Source organism: Kineococcus vitellinus (assembly GCF_009906315.1).
Classification (GTDB): Bacteria; Actinomycetota; Actinomycetes; order Actinomycetales; family Kineococcaceae; genus Kineococcus; species Kineococcus vitellinus.
Genome location: NZ_JAAALL010000020.1, coordinates 1 through 12,863 on the forward strand (window position 1 = coordinate 1; position 12,863 = coordinate 12,863).

Consider the following 12,863-nt stretch of genomic DNA (forward strand, 5'->3'; position numbering starts at 1 on the left):
CCCGCCGGTGGTCGGGCGATCGTGTCAGTCAGCCGTCTTAGGAGCCTGACGCAGAGAGGACGAGCCACCCGCCCCGGCGGTTCCACCCACCCCGGCGGTGCCACCCGTTCGGGCGGTGCCACCCGCCCGGGCGCTAGCCCCGCGCCGGCCGGGGGCCCAGCGCCGCCTCCAGCGCCGCCAGCTGCTCCTCGCCCACCCCGGGCGCCTCGTCGCGGGCCCGGTGCGCCGCGGCGCGCCCGCTGCCGGAGCGGCACCAGGCGAACTGCTCGTCGAGCAGCACCGCGCCCTGCGCCAGCAGCTCCTCGGCGCCCACGAGCGCCGGCCACCCCCAGGCGCGGGCCTGCGCGCTCACCTTCCCGCCGCCGGCGACGGGGTCGACGGCCAGCGCGGGGACCCCGCAGCGCAGCGCGAGCACGAGCCCGTGCAGCCGGGTGGTCACGACGACGTCGAGGCGGGCGACCACGGCGAGCACCTGCTCGGCCGTGGCGGGCATCCGCCAGTCGCGCGGGTCGATGCGGGTGTCCAGCTCCAGGCGGGCGACGTCGAGGGCGCCGATCCAGCCGGTGACCGCCTCGCCGACCCGCTCGTGGCGGCGGCGGGCGCCGTACTCGCCCTGCCCGTGGGTGAGGAAGACGCCCACGACGTCGACGCCGTCGACGGCGGGCCGGGCGGCGAGGTCGCGCCGCGGCTCGCCGCCGGGGCCGTCGCGGGGCACGACGAGGTCGAAGCCGGTGACGGCAGGGTCCTGCGGGTCCAGCACGGAGACCCCGACGGCCGTGCGCCGCGCGGTGGCGAAGCGCTCGTGGACCTCGCGGACGGGCTCGCCGGTGAGGGGACCGCACACCCACACGACGTGCCCGTAGGCGGTGGGGTCGACGTCGTCGTAGCGCAGCCCGCCGCGCGGGCCGTAGGCCAGGTGCACGGCCGGGCTCCACGCGAGGTCGACGTCGTGGCCGGCGCGCCGCAGCCGCTCGGCCACCGCCTCGGTGGACAGGACGTCGCCCGCCGTGGCCTCCCCGTGCAGCACGCTGGACCAGCCGATCACCAGGACCCTCACCGCGGACACGCCCCGCAGGCTAGGGCGTGCGCCGCGGGCGGCCGCAGCCGCCCGCGGCGCCTCAGTCCAGCAGGTTGCCGATCTGCTCGCGGAACGTCAGCACGGACAGGGTGCCGAACAGCAGCACCGCCCACACCAGCACGCCGATGCGCAGCGCCCGCGGCCGCAGCTGCGGGGGCAGGACCCGGCGGTTGAGCAGCAGCAGCAGGCCCGAGTAGATGAACATCATGAACCCGCCCACGACCGCGGAGATGACGAGCAGCACCAGCGGCTGCGTGAGGCCGACCAGCAGGACGACGCAGCCGAACAGCACCAGCCCCCACACCAGCGCGAAGTAGACCTTGCTCTCGGAGGTCCGCTTGAGGTAGCTGACGCGCAGCACGTCCGCGCCCAGGCGGCTGGTGTAGTCCACGATGCCCAGCGCCGCGGCGAACAGGGAGACGACCCCGACGACCCAGAACAGGGTGCCGAACCAGCCGCCGACCGCCTCGGCGAGCACCTCCCCCTCGGTGCGCACGAAGGAGATGTCGCTGGCCAGGCCCGGGCGCCCGAACACCGTGGCGTAGGCCAGCAGGGAGGTGAACAGGATGGTGACGAAGGTGATCGCCACGAACGTCACCAGCTGCTCGGTGTTCGCCACGCGCCACCAGCGCCGCCAGCGGGCCAGGTTCTCCTCGGTGGGCTCGAAGGCGTACCCGGTGGCCGGGGCGGCCTCCGGCTTGCCGGTGAGCGGGCTCACGATCCGCGGCACGTAGGCACCCATGCCGAAGCCCTTGTCGCGGATCCAGTTGCTCTGGCAGAGGTTCTGCCCGCCGCCGGCCCCGGCGAAGGCCAGCGCCCCCATGAGCAGGGCGAAGCCGAGCTGCGCCGAGGGCACCGACGCCTCCGTGACGACGTCCGGGACGTCGCCCCACGCGCTCGCGTCGATGGCGAAGGTGGCGCCCACGACGACGAGGACGAGGACCGCGAGGACCTTGAAGGTCTCGATGCGCTCCAGCGCCGTGTAGACCACCGGCGCCAGCGTGAGGATCACCCCGATCGCCAGCAGCATGCCGATGGCGATCGGGGTGGGGGTGCCGCCGACCAGGTAGGTGAGCAGGGTCGCCGAACTGGTGACCCACCCCGGCCACAGGTTCGCCAGGAACGCCATGCCCGCGAAGACCAGGCCCCAGTGCCTCCAGAACCGGCTGAAACCGGTGAGCACCGTCTCCCCGGTGGCCAGGGTGTACCGCTCGATCTCCATGTTGATGAAGAACTGCGTCCCCAGGCCGACCAGGGCGGCCCAGACGAACACCAGGCCCACCTGGGAGGCGATGTAGGGGTACAGGATGAACTCGCCGCTGGCCAGCCCCACCCCGGCGGCGACGATCCCCGGCCCCAGGACCGGCAGCAACCGCGGCGGCCCGGGGGGCAGGTCGCGCAGCTGCGGGGGCGGCAGGTGCTTGCTGGGGAATCGGTCGAGGACGGTGCTGCGCGTGTCGTGCTCCTGGGACATCCCGGCCTCCTCGACGGTGTCCTGCGGGAGACCGATCGTGGCACCGGCCCCCGGGCACCGCAAGGTCCCCGCGCGCCGCCCGGCTCAGGCCGCCGACTCGTCGCGCTCCCGCGGGCGCAGCAGGTCGTGCCGCTCGACGAGCTCCAGCGCCAGCGTGCGGTACCCCGCCCCGTCGAACAGCACCGTCACGCGGTCCTCCTCGTAGTGCATCACCTGCCCGTGCCCCCACTCCCCGTGGACGACGCTGGAGCCGACGGGGAACGGCTCCTCGACCGCCGCGCGGGCGGCGGCCGTCCCGGCGCTGCAGGTGTCGCAGTTGCCGCAGGGGCGTTCCACCTCCTCGCCGAAGTAGCCGAGCAGGAACTGCCGGCGGCAGGCGGTGGTCTCGGCGTAGGCGCGCATCATCTCCAGCCGCGAGCGCTCCACGGTGCGCTGCTGCTCGGAGACCGCCACGGCCGCCGCGGCCGCGCGCGCGGGCGGCGGTGCGCCCTCGGGCTGCAGCAGCCGCCCCTGCTCGTCCTCGGCGAGGGCCCCCACCTCCTCGAGCAGGTTCACCGCACCGGCCAGCCGGCTGGAGGTGACGTCGAGCTCGCGGCGCAGGTCCGCCGGGTCGACGGGTTCGCCGTGGGCGCGGACCGCGGCCGCGGTCTCGCGCAGCGGTTCCTCCTTGGCGACGCCGGCGCTGAAGAACGTCCGCAGCCCCAGGTCCTCGGGGCGGTAGAACATCGTCGCCACCGCCGGGCGCCCGTCGCGGGCCGCGCGGCCGATCTCCTGGTAGTAGCTGTCCGGGGAGTCGGGGACGCAGGCGTGCACGACGGCGCGCACGTCGGGCTTGTCGATGCCCATGCCGAACGCGCTGGTCGCCGCGACGACGTCCAGGGTGCCGTCGAGGAACTCGTGCTGGACGCGGTCGCGGTCGGCACGCCTGCGGCCGGCGTGGTAGTGGTCGGCCGCCCGCCCGGCCGCGCGCAGCTGCTCCGCGACCTCCTCGGCGTCGCGGCGGGTGGCCACGTACACGACGACCGCGCCCTCGGTGCCGGCGGCGGTCTCCAGGACGCCGCGGCGCTGCGAGCGGGCGTCGGTGCAGCGCACCACCCGCAGCTCGATCTCCGGGCGGTCGAAACCCTCGACGAGGACGAGCGGGTCGTCCAGGCGCAGCTGCTCGAGGACCTCCTCGCGCACCTGGGGGCTGGCGGTGGCGGTGAGCGCGACGACCTGCGGGTGGCCGAGCTTCTCGCGCGCGCTGCCCAGCCGCAGGTACTGCGGGCGGAAGTCGTGCCCCCACGAGGACACGCAGTGCGCCTCGTCGACGACGAGCGCGCGCGGGCGCAGCGCGGCGATCTCCTCGACCACCTCCTCGCGGGCCAGCTGCTCGGGGGCCAGGAAGACGAACTTGACCTCCCCCGCGCGCAGCTGCTCGCGCGCCCGCCGCCAGGCGGCGGCGGGCATCGAGGAGTTCAGCATCACCGCCCCGCCGCGGCGGGCGTCCTCGCGGATCCCGTCGACCTGGTCGCGCTGCAGCGCGATGAGCGGGGAGACGACGACGACCGGTCCCTCCAGCAGCAGCGCCGGCACCTGGTAGACGGCCGACTTGCCCGAACCCGTCGGCATCACCGCCAGGACGTCGCGGCCGGCGAGGACGGCGCGCATCGCCTCCTCCTGGCCCGGCCGCAGGGACCGGAACCCGAACGCCTCGCGGGCGGTGCGCAGCAGGTCGTCGCTCATGGTTCCCCCGTACCCCGCTCAGGGGGTCGGCATGCCGCCGTTGACGCTGAGCACCGCGCCCACCACGTAGCTGGACTCCGGCGAGGCGAGGAACACGTACGCGGGGGCCAGTTCCGCCGGCTGCCCCGCGCGGCCCAGCGGCGTGGAGGTGCCGAAGTCCGCCATCGCCTCGTCGGGCTGGCCGCCGGCGACCTGCAGCGGCGTCCACACCGGCCCGGGCGCCACGACGTTGACGCGGATCCCCCTGGGCGCCAGCTGCTGGGCGAGGGCCTGGGACATCGCGATGATGCCCGACTTCGTCGTCGCGTAGTCGACGAGGTTCGGCGAGGGCTGGTAGCCCTGCACCGAGGACGTGTTGACGATCGTGGAACCCGGGGGCAGGTGCGGCACGGCCTCCTGGACGATCCAGAACAGCGCGTTGAGGTTCGTGCGCAGCGTCTCCTCGAACTGCTGGGAGGTGAGGTCGGCGATCTCCTCGACGTGCTGCTGCTTGCCGGCGACGTTGGCGATGAGGTCGATGCCGCCGAGCTCGTCGACGGTGGTGCGCACGAGGCCGCGGGCGAACTCCTCGTCGGTGAGGTCGCCGGGGGCGAGGACGGCCCTGCGCCCGGCCTCCTCGACGAGCCGGGCGACCTCCTCGGCGTCGCGCCGCTCCTCGGGCAGGAAGTTCAGGACCACGTCGGCGCCCTCGCGGGCGAAGGCGATGGCGGCGGCGCGGCCGATGCCGGAGTCCGCCCCGGTCACCAGCGCCCGGCGGCCGGTGAGGCGGCCGGTGCCGCGGTAGCTGGTCTCCCCGTGGTCCGGCTTCGGGCCCAGCTCCGCGGCCAGGCCCGGGCCCTCCTGCGGCTGGGCCTCGAAACCGCCCCGGTGGTAGAGGCTGACGGGGTTCGCGAAGGTGTACTGGTCGCTCACCCGCCCACCGTAAGCAGCCTCCCGCGGGGCCGCGCGTCGATCTCCGCGACCCTGCGCACGGGGCCGCGCGGGGGTGCGTGTCGGAGGTGGCGGGCACGATGGGCCCGTGCCCCAGCCGTCCCAGGCGCCCCGCCCGCTGCTCGACGTCACGCGCATCTACTACGAGGCCGCCGCGGCCGAGCTGCCGCGCGGCCGGCAGGTCCTGGAGCGCTGGCCCGACGCGACGCGCGTGGAGGTCGCCAGCCACTGGAACGTCCCCGAGCTGCACGGCGACGAGGCGAACGTCGAGCGCTGGGTGCGCATCAAGCGCGAGGCGCTCGTGCTGGGGGTCAAGAAGTCCCTGGCCGCGCGCCCCAACGGCCGCTCCGCCGACTTCATCGCCCCCTCCACGGCCAACGGCTGCGCCATGGCCTGCGCGTACTGCTACGTCCCGCGGCGCAAGGGCTACAGCAACCCCGTCACGGTCTTCGCCAACATCGAGCAGATCACCGGCTACCTGGAGCGGCACGTGCGCCGGCAGGGCGTCAAGGCGGAGCCCAACCAGTGCGACCCGGTGAGCTGGGTCTACGACATCGGCGAGAACAGCGACTGCTCGGTGGACGCGGAGATCTCCGACAACGTCGACGACCTCGTGGCGCTCTTCCGCGGCCTGCCCACCGCGAAGGCGTCCTTCGCCACCAAGCACGTCAACCGCCGGCTGCTGGAGCTGGACCCGCGGGGGCGCACCCGCGTCAGGTTCTCGCTCATGCCCGAGCGGGTGGCGAAGGTGCTGGACGTGCGCACCAGCCCGGTGCGCGAGCGGCTGGCCGCCCTCGACGACTTCGTCGCCGCCGGGTACGAGGTCCACCTCAACCTCTCCCCCGTCGTGGTCCACGAGGGCTGGCTGGCGATGTGGGCGGAGCTGCTGGACTCCCTGGGGGCGGCCACGTCGGAGGCGACCAAGCGGCAGCTGCAGGCCGAGGTGATCTTCCTGACCCACAACGAGCGCCTGCACGAGGTGAACCTCGGCTGGCACCCCAAGGCCGAGGACCTGCTGTGGCGGCCGGCGATGCAGGAGGCCAAGCGCTCCGAGGGCGGCGGCACCAACGTGCGCTACCGCGCCGGCGACAAGGGCCGCTACGTGCGCGAGCTGCTCGACCTGATCGCCGAGCGGGCCCCGTACCTGCACGTGCGCTACGCCTTCTGAGCACCCACGCTGGAGGCATGGCGAAGCACGAGCAGCACGACGAGGAGCAGGACGTCGAGGAGCGCTTCTCCGCCGCGGTGAACATGACGCCCAAGGAGCTGGAGGACTGGCTCGCCACCGAGCAGTCGCAGTCCGTCGGCGTCAGCGAGGACGGCGGGGAGGAGTCGGTGGGCCACCACTCCGGCCGGCGCATCGTGGAGGTCCTGCGGACGAAGAAGGGCGAGCGCACCGAGGAGGACCGCGAGCACATGCGCAAGGTCGCCGGCTACGTCGCCCGCCACTCCAAGCAGCGGCCCTCCGGCGACGTCACGGACACCCGGTGGCGCTACTCGCTGATGAACTGGGGCCACGACCCGCTGAAGGACTGATCCGCCGGCGGACCGACCCGCCCGGTGCACGCGGTCTTCACCCACCGGTCACCTCGGTGGACCGGCGTCGGGATGCAGGCCCGGCCGACCGCGTGCAGTCTGGGATCAAGCGCCCGGGGACGGGCGCACCCCGAGGAAGCCGATCTCGAACAAGATGCGGCGCGGTACCCCGCGCCGCGGGAGGAGCACCCATGAGCAGCGTGACGGAGAGCATCGACGTCTCGGTCCCGGTCCACACGGCCTACAACCAGTGGACGCAGTTCGAGTCGTTCCCGCACTTCATGAGCGGGGTCGAGTCGATCACCCAGACCGACGCCACCCACACCCACTGGAAGACCAAGATCGCCGGTGTGGAGCGCGAGTTCGACGCGGAGATCACCGAGCAGCACCCCGACGAGCGCGTGGCCTGGAAGAGCGTCGACGGCAAGGACCACGCCGGCGTCGTGACCTTCCACCGCCTCGGCGACAACGAGACCAAGGTCACCGTCCAGATGGACTGGGAGGCCGAGAGCCTGGTCGAGAAGGCCGGCGCCGCCATCGGCGCCGACGACCGCCAGATCAAGGCCGACCTGAAGCGCTTCAAGGAGTTCATCGAGTCGCGCGGCACCGAGACCGGCGCCTGGCGCGGGGACGTCACCCCGCCCAAGTGATCGACCGGTCGGCGCCCGCTCGAGCGCCGCACCACCCGCACCCGCCCGGCACCCCCTCCAGGGGGTGCCGGGCGGTCGGCGTCCCGGCCCCCGGCGCGTCGAGGGGGTCCCGACGGGCAGGTGTCGTCGGCGTCTGGCACCGTGTGTGCCCGCGGGGACGGGGATCATCGCCTGTCCAGCCGGTGCGTGCCGACCCCGCGGCGAAGCGCTCGGTACGCGGGCGGTCACACCGGCAGAGAGGTCGCAGCGGGCATGCGCATCCTGGGGATCAACGCGGTCTTCCACGACACCGCGGCAGCGCTCGTCGTGGACGGCGAGATCGTGTTCGCGGCGGAGGAGGAGCGCTTCAGCCGGCGCAAGCACGGCAAGCGCCCCGTGCCCTACGCCACGTGGGAGCTCCCGGACCTGGCGATCAAGCACGCGCTGGCCGCGGCGGGCATCACCGCCGCCGACCTGGACCTGGTCGGCTACTCCTACGACCCGCGCCTGGTGCTGCCGAGCTCCGAGCTGGACCTGGGCGACCCCGACGACGCCATCCGCACCCGCTACGCCGAGCGCGCCCCCGAGGCCATCGCCACCGCGCTGCCCGGGCTGGACCCGGCCAAGGTGCGCTTCGTCCCCCACCACGTCGCGCACGCCGCCTCCGCCGCGCTGGCCTCCCCCGAGGCCGCCCGCGAGGGCGGCTGCAGCGTCCTGACCGTCGACGGCCGCGGCGAGCGCATCTCCTCCCTGGCCGGCCGCTACCGCGGCGGGTCGCTGGAGGTGCTGCACGAGACGCGGCTGCCGCACTCGCTGGGCTTCGTCTACGAGGACCTCACCCGCCACCTGGGCTTCACCCACTCCTCCGACGAGTACAAGGTCATGGCGCTGGCCTCCTACGGCAAGCCCCGCTTCGCCGACGAGATCGCCGAGTTCGTGCACGCCACCGGCGACGGCGGCTTCGTCGCCAAGGTCCCCGACTTCTCCCGCTGGGCGCCGCCGCTGGCCGACGGCGAGCTGTGGGACCCCCGCCAGGACAGCGGCCAGGCCGACCTGGCCGCCAGCGTCCAGGAGGTGCTGGAGCGCACCCTCGTCGAGGTCGCCACCTGGCTGCACGGGCGCACCGGCGACAAGGTGCTGGCGATGGCCGGCGGCACGGCGCTCAACTGCGTGGCCAACTCCCGCATCTGGCGCGAGTCCCCCTTCGAGGAGGTCTACGTCCAGCCCGCCGCCGGCGACTCCGGCACCGCGCTGGGCGCGGCGCTGCAGCTGGCCGCCGACGCCGGCGAGCCCGCGGCCCCCATGACCTCCGCCGCCCTGGGCCGCTCGTGGAGCGACGAGGAGCTCGCGCAGTGGCTGACCACCGCGCGGCTCAACTTCACCACCCCCGACGACCTCGCGGGCGAGGTCGCCGACGTGCTGGCCGCGGACGGCGTCGTGGCCTGGTTCGACGGCCGCGCCGAGTTCGGCCCCCGCGCGCTGGGGCACCGCTCGCTCATGGCGCACCCGGGCAGGAAGGAGAACCTCGAGCGCCTCAACGACGTCAAGGGCCGCGAGCAGTTCCGCCCCGTGGCGCCGATGGTGCTCGCCGAGCGCGCCGCGGACATCTTCTCCGGCGGGCCGATCCCCAGCCCGTACATGCTCTTCGTGCACGACGTGGCCGACGAGTGGCGCGAGCGCATCCCCGCGGTCGTGCACGTCGACGGCACGGCCCGCATCCAGACCATCCACGAGGAGCGCACCCCGCACGTGGCGGCGCTGCTGCGCGCCTTCGAGGAGCGCACCGGCCTGCCCGTCGTCGTCAACACCAGCCTCAACACCGCGGGGCGCCCCATGGTCGACGACCCCCGCGACGCCATGGAGCTGTTCGGCTCCGCTCCCGTGGACGTGCTCGTGCTCGGCCCGCACCTGGTGCGTCGCGACCGGTTCACGCAGCGATGACGGCGGGCACCACGCCCGGCGACCCGCCCGCCTTCTCCGTCGTCGTCCCCAGCGTCGGACGCCCCAGCCTGGGCGTCCTGCTGGGCACCCTCGCCGCCCAGCGCGGCCCGTGGCCCGAGCTCGTCGTCGTGGTGGACGACCGGCGCGGCCGCGACCTCGCCGACGACCCCTGCGAGGCGGCCTGCGCGGCCGCCCGCGAGGCCGGGCTGCCGGTGCGCCTGGTGCGCTCCGGCGGACGCGGGCCCGCCGCGGCGCGCAACGCCGGCTGGCGGCGCGTGCGCAGCGGGTGGGTCGCGTTCGTCGACGACGACGTGGAGCTGCCCCCGGCGTGGTCGCAGCAGCTGGTCGCCGACCTCGCCGCCGCCGGCGAGGACGTCGGCGCGGTCCAGGGCCGCATCCACGTCCCGCTGCCCGCCGACCGCCGCCCCACCGACTGGGAGCGCGGCACCGCGGGCCTGGCCGACGCGCGCTGGATCACCGCGGACATGGCCTACCGGCGCACCGCGCTGGAGCAGGTGTCCGGCTTCGACGAGCGCTTCCCGCGCGCCTTCCGCGAGGACGCCGACCTGGCGCTGCGCGTCAGCGCCGCCGGCTGGGGCGTCGTGCGCGGCGAGCACCTGGCCGTGCACCCGGTGCGCCCGGCCGACGACTGGGCGAGCCTGCGCCAGCAGCGCGGCAACGCCGACGACGCCCTCATGGGCGCCCTGCACGGGCCGGGCTGGCGCGAGCGCGCGGACTCCCCCCTCGGCCGCCTGCCCGGGCACGTGGCCACCACCGCGGCCGCCGCGCTCGCCGCCGGCGCCGCCCTGGCCGGCCGCCGGCGCACGGCCGCCCTGGCCGCGCTGGCCTGGGCCGGCCTGAGCGCCGAGTTCGCCTGGCGCCGCACCGCCCCCGGCCCGCGCGACGCCGCCGAGGTGCGCCGCATGGTCCTCACGAGCCTGGCCATCCCGCCCGCCGCGGTGGTGCACCGCGTGCGCGGCGAGCTCGCGGTCCGCGGCCTGCTCGGCGGCGGGCGCCCCGGGCCCTGGCCGCCGCCGGTGCGCGCGGTCCTCTTCGACCGCGACGGCACCCTCGTGCACGACGTCCCCTACAACGGCGACCCGGACCTCGTGAAGCCCGTCGACGGCGCCGCCGAGCTGCTGGCCGCGCTGCGCGCGCGGGGCCTGCGCACCGGGCTGGTCACCAACCAGTCCGGGGTGGCCCGCGGGCTGCTGACCCGCGAGCAGGTCGACGCCGTCAACGCCCGCGTCGCCGAGCTGCTCGGCCCCTTCGACACCGTCCAGGTCTCCGTCGACGGCCCGGACCAGCCCTCGCGCACCCGCAAGCCCGAGCCGGGCATGGTGCTCGACGCCGCCCGCGCGCTGGGCCTGAGCCCCGCCGAGTGCCTCGTCGTCGGCGACATCGGCGCCGACGTGGAGGCCGCGCTGTCGGCGGGGGCCCGCGCCGTGCTCGTGCCCACCGACGTCACGCGCGCCGAGGAGGTCGAGTCCGCGCCGGTGGTCGTGCGCTCCCTGGCGGAGGTGGTGGTGCCGTGAGGATCCTCGCCGCCCGCCTCGACAACGACGGCGACGTGCTGCTGACCGGTCCCGCGCTGCGCGCGCTGGCCGCGTCCGGCACCGTCGACCTGCTGGCCTCCCCCGCCGGCGCCGGCGCCGCCCGGCTGCTGCCGGGCGTGCAGGACGTCCTCGTCTTCGACCCGCCGTGGAGCGGCTTCGGGCCCGCTCCCGTGCAGCCCGCCGCGGTGGAGGCGCTCGTGGCCGCCGTGCGCGGGCGCGGCTACGACGAGGCCGTGGTCTTCACCTCCTTCCACCAGAGCCCGCTGCCGCTGGCGCTGCTGCTGCGCCTGGCCGGCGTGGGCCGCGTCAGCGCGGCCAGCGAGGACTACCCCGGCTCGCTGCTGGACGTCCGCGTCCGCCGCGAGGGCGGCCCCGAGCTGCACGAGGTCGACGCCGCGCTGGCGCTGGCCGCCGCGGCCGGGCACGCCCTGCCCGCCGGCGACGACGGGCGGATGCGGGTGCGCGAGCTGCCGCCGGTGCCGCTGGAGCTGCCCGAGGGCTTCGTCGTCGTGCACCCCGGCGCCTCGGTGCCGGCGCGCGCGCCGAGCCCCGAGCACGCCGCCCGCATCGTCGAGGCGCTGCGGCGCAGCGGCCGGCCCGTGGTGGTCACCGGCTCGCCGGGCGAGCGCGCGCTGACCGCGCGGGTCGCCGTCGCCGGCGCCGTCGACCTCGGCGGGGCCACCGACCTGCCCGGGCTGGCGGCCGTGCTGGCCGCCGCGCGCGCCGTGGTCGTCGGCAACACCGGCCCGGCGCACCTGGCCGCCGCGGTCGGCACCCCCGTCGTCTCGCTGTTCTCGCCGGTCGTGCCGGCCGCCCGCTGGGCGCCGCACGGCGTGCCGCACGTCGTGCTCGGCGACCAGGCGGCAGGCTGCGCGGGGACGCGGGCCCGGCAGTGCCCGCTCCAGGGGCACCCGTGCCTGACCTCGGTGACCGAGGGCCAGGTGGTGTCGGCGGTGGACGCGCTGGCGCTGAGCGAACTCGTGGAGGGAGTCCGGTGAGGATCCTCGTCTGGCACGTGCACGGATCGTGGATGACCGCCTTCGTGCAGGGCACGCACACCTACCTGCTGCCCCTCGTCGACGACCGGGGCCCCGACGGCCGCGGCCGGGCGCGCACCTGGGACTGGCCGGCCGGCGCCGTCGAGGTCCCGGTCGCCGACCTGCGCGAGGAGCACTTCGACGTCGTCGTCCTGCAGCGGCCCGAGGAGGTCGAGCTCGTCGAGCGCTGGACCGGCCGCCGGCCCGGGCGCGACGTGCCCGCCCTCTACGTCGAGCACGACGCCCCGCGCGCCGGTGCCGCCGACAGCAGGCACCACCTGGCCGACCAGCGCGAGGTCCCGATCGTGCACGTGACGCAGTTCAACAGGACGTACTGGGACTGCGGCAGCGCCCGCGCCCTCGTCGTCGAGCACGGCGTCGTCGACCCCGGCCACAACTACACCGGCAGCTCCGGCTCCGTCGCGGCCGTCGTCAACGAGCCGGTGCGCCGCTGGCGCGTGGCGGGCACCGACCTGCTGCTGCGGCTGGCCGAGGAGGTGCCGCTCACCCTGCACGGCATGGGCGTGCAGTCCCTGGCCCGCCGGGTCGAGGGCACCGCGGCGGGCAAGGGCCTCAGCGTCCTGGAGGACCTGCCGCAGGCCCGGCTGCACCAGGTGCTGGGCACGCACCGCCTGTACTTCCACCCCTACCGCTGGACGAGCCTGGGCCTGTCCCTCATCGAGGCGATGATGGTGGGCCTGCCGGTGCTCGCCCTGCCGGCCACCGCGGCGCCGGAGGCGGTGCCCGCCGAGGCCGGCGTCCTGTCCAGCGACCCGGAGGTCCTCGTCGCCACCGCGCGGCGCTGGATCGCCGACCCCGACGAAGCCCGGGAGCGCGGCCTCGCGGCGCGACGGCACGCCCTCGCGGCGTTCGGCGTCCACCGCTTCCTCGCGGACTTCGACGAACTCCTCGAGGAGGTGACGTCGTGAGCGCGTCCCGCACGCCCACGAGCACGAG

At 75.5% G+C, this 12,863-nt stretch carries 11 protein-coding genes; 7 read left to right on the forward strand and 4 right to left on the reverse strand.

The annotated features are described in order from the left end of the window. Window positions 1–133: 133 nt before the first annotated feature. The 4 genes from GTQ99_RS26580 to GTQ99_RS03495 form a co-directional block, all read right to left on the reverse strand. Window positions 134–1,066 carry a polysaccharide pyruvyl transferase family protein gene (locus GTQ99_RS26580; RefSeq protein ID WP_205706716.1) on the reverse strand — a complete coding sequence of 311 codons (933 nt, stop codon included), beginning with the start codon at window positions 1,064–1,066 and terminating at the stop codon, window positions 134–136. 52 nt (window positions 1,067–1,118) lie between these two features. Beyond that, complete coding sequence (locus tag GTQ99_RS03485) at window positions 1,119–2,552, reverse strand: Nramp family divalent metal transporter (RefSeq protein WP_166614350.1); 1,434 nt, start codon at window positions 2,550–2,552, stop codon at window positions 1,119–1,121. An 84-nt stretch (window positions 2,553–2,636) separates the two neighbouring features. Continuing rightward, window positions 2,637–4,277 carry a RecQ family ATP-dependent DNA helicase gene (locus tag GTQ99_RS03490; RefSeq protein WP_166614351.1) on the reverse strand — a complete coding sequence of 547 codons (1,641 nt, stop codon included), beginning with the start codon at window positions 4,275–4,277 and terminating at the stop codon, window positions 2,637–2,639. An 18-nt stretch (window positions 4,278–4,295) separates the two neighbouring features. After that, window positions 4,296–5,189 carry an SDR family oxidoreductase gene (locus GTQ99_RS03495; RefSeq protein ID WP_166614352.1) on the reverse strand — a complete coding sequence of 298 codons (894 nt, stop codon included), beginning with the start codon at window positions 5,187–5,189 and terminating at the stop codon, window positions 4,296–4,298. A 106-nt stretch (window positions 5,190–5,295) separates the two neighbouring features. Between GTQ99_RS03495 and GTQ99_RS03500 the strand changes: the two genes are divergently transcribed. The 7 genes from GTQ99_RS03500 (at window position 5,296) to GTQ99_RS25880 (ending at window position 12,835) form a co-directional block, all read left to right on the forward strand. Next, entirely contained in the window at window positions 5,296–6,375 is a 1,080-nt protein-coding gene (locus GTQ99_RS03500; protein ID WP_166614353.1) for a spore photoproduct lyase family protein, read from the forward strand. A gap of 17 nt (window positions 6,376–6,392) precedes the next feature. Further along, complete coding sequence (locus tag GTQ99_RS03505) at window positions 6,393–6,743, forward strand: DUF3140 domain-containing protein (RefSeq protein WP_166614354.1); 351 nt, start codon at window positions 6,393–6,395, stop codon at window positions 6,741–6,743. Window positions 6,744–6,934: 191 nt separating this feature from the next. Continuing rightward, window positions 6,935–7,393, forward strand: a complete 459-nt coding sequence (locus GTQ99_RS03510; protein WP_166614355.1) for an SRPBCC family protein — start codon at window positions 6,935–6,937, stop codon at window positions 7,391–7,393. 252 nt (window positions 7,394–7,645) lie between these two features. Beyond that, window positions 7,646–9,313 (forward strand): carbamoyltransferase family protein, encoded by a 1,668-nt coding sequence (locus GTQ99_RS03515; RefSeq protein WP_166614356.1) that lies wholly within the window; start codon window positions 7,646–7,648, stop codon window positions 9,311–9,313. After that, complete coding sequence (locus tag GTQ99_RS03520) at window positions 9,310–10,848, forward strand: HAD-IIIA family hydrolase (RefSeq protein ID WP_166614357.1); 1,539 nt, start codon at window positions 9,310–9,312, stop codon at window positions 10,846–10,848. The genes GTQ99_RS03515 and GTQ99_RS03520 overlap by 4 nt, the downstream gene beginning before the upstream one ends. After that, window positions 10,845–11,867 (forward strand): glycosyltransferase family 9 protein, encoded by a 1,023-nt coding sequence (locus GTQ99_RS03525; RefSeq protein ID WP_166614358.1) that lies wholly within the window; start codon window positions 10,845–10,847, stop codon window positions 11,865–11,867. The genes GTQ99_RS03520 and GTQ99_RS03525 overlap by 4 nt, the downstream gene beginning before the upstream one ends. Next, a complete protein-coding gene (locus GTQ99_RS25880) occupies window positions 11,864–12,835 on the forward strand; it encodes a glycosyltransferase (RefSeq protein WP_166614359.1) in 972 nt (323 codons plus the stop codon). The genes GTQ99_RS03525 and GTQ99_RS25880 overlap by 4 nt, the downstream gene beginning before the upstream one ends. The last annotated feature ends 28 nt before the right edge of the window (window positions 12,836–12,863 follow it).

Coding starts and splice junctions, on each gene's coding strand:
- GTQ99_RS03485 (WP_166614350.1), bottom strand. CDS start 2,552: ATGTCCCAGGAGCACGACACGCGCAGCACCGTCCTCGACCGATTCCCC.
- GTQ99_RS03490 (WP_166614351.1), bottom strand. CDS start 4,277: ATGAGCGACGACCTGCTGCGCACCGCCCGCGAGGCGTTCGGGTTCCGG.
- GTQ99_RS03505 (WP_166614354.1), top strand. CDS start 6,393: ATGGCGAAGCACGAGCAGCACGACGAGGAGCAGGACGTCGAGGAGCGC.
- GTQ99_RS03510 (WP_166614355.1), top strand. CDS start 6,935: ATGAGCAGCGTGACGGAGAGCATCGACGTCTCGGTCCCGGTCCACACG.
- GTQ99_RS03515 (WP_166614356.1), top strand. CDS start 7,646: ATGCGCATCCTGGGGATCAACGCGGTCTTCCACGACACCGCGGCAGCG.
- GTQ99_RS03520 (WP_166614357.1), top strand. CDS start 9,310: ATGACGGCGGGCACCACGCCCGGCGACCCGCCCGCCTTCTCCGTCGTC.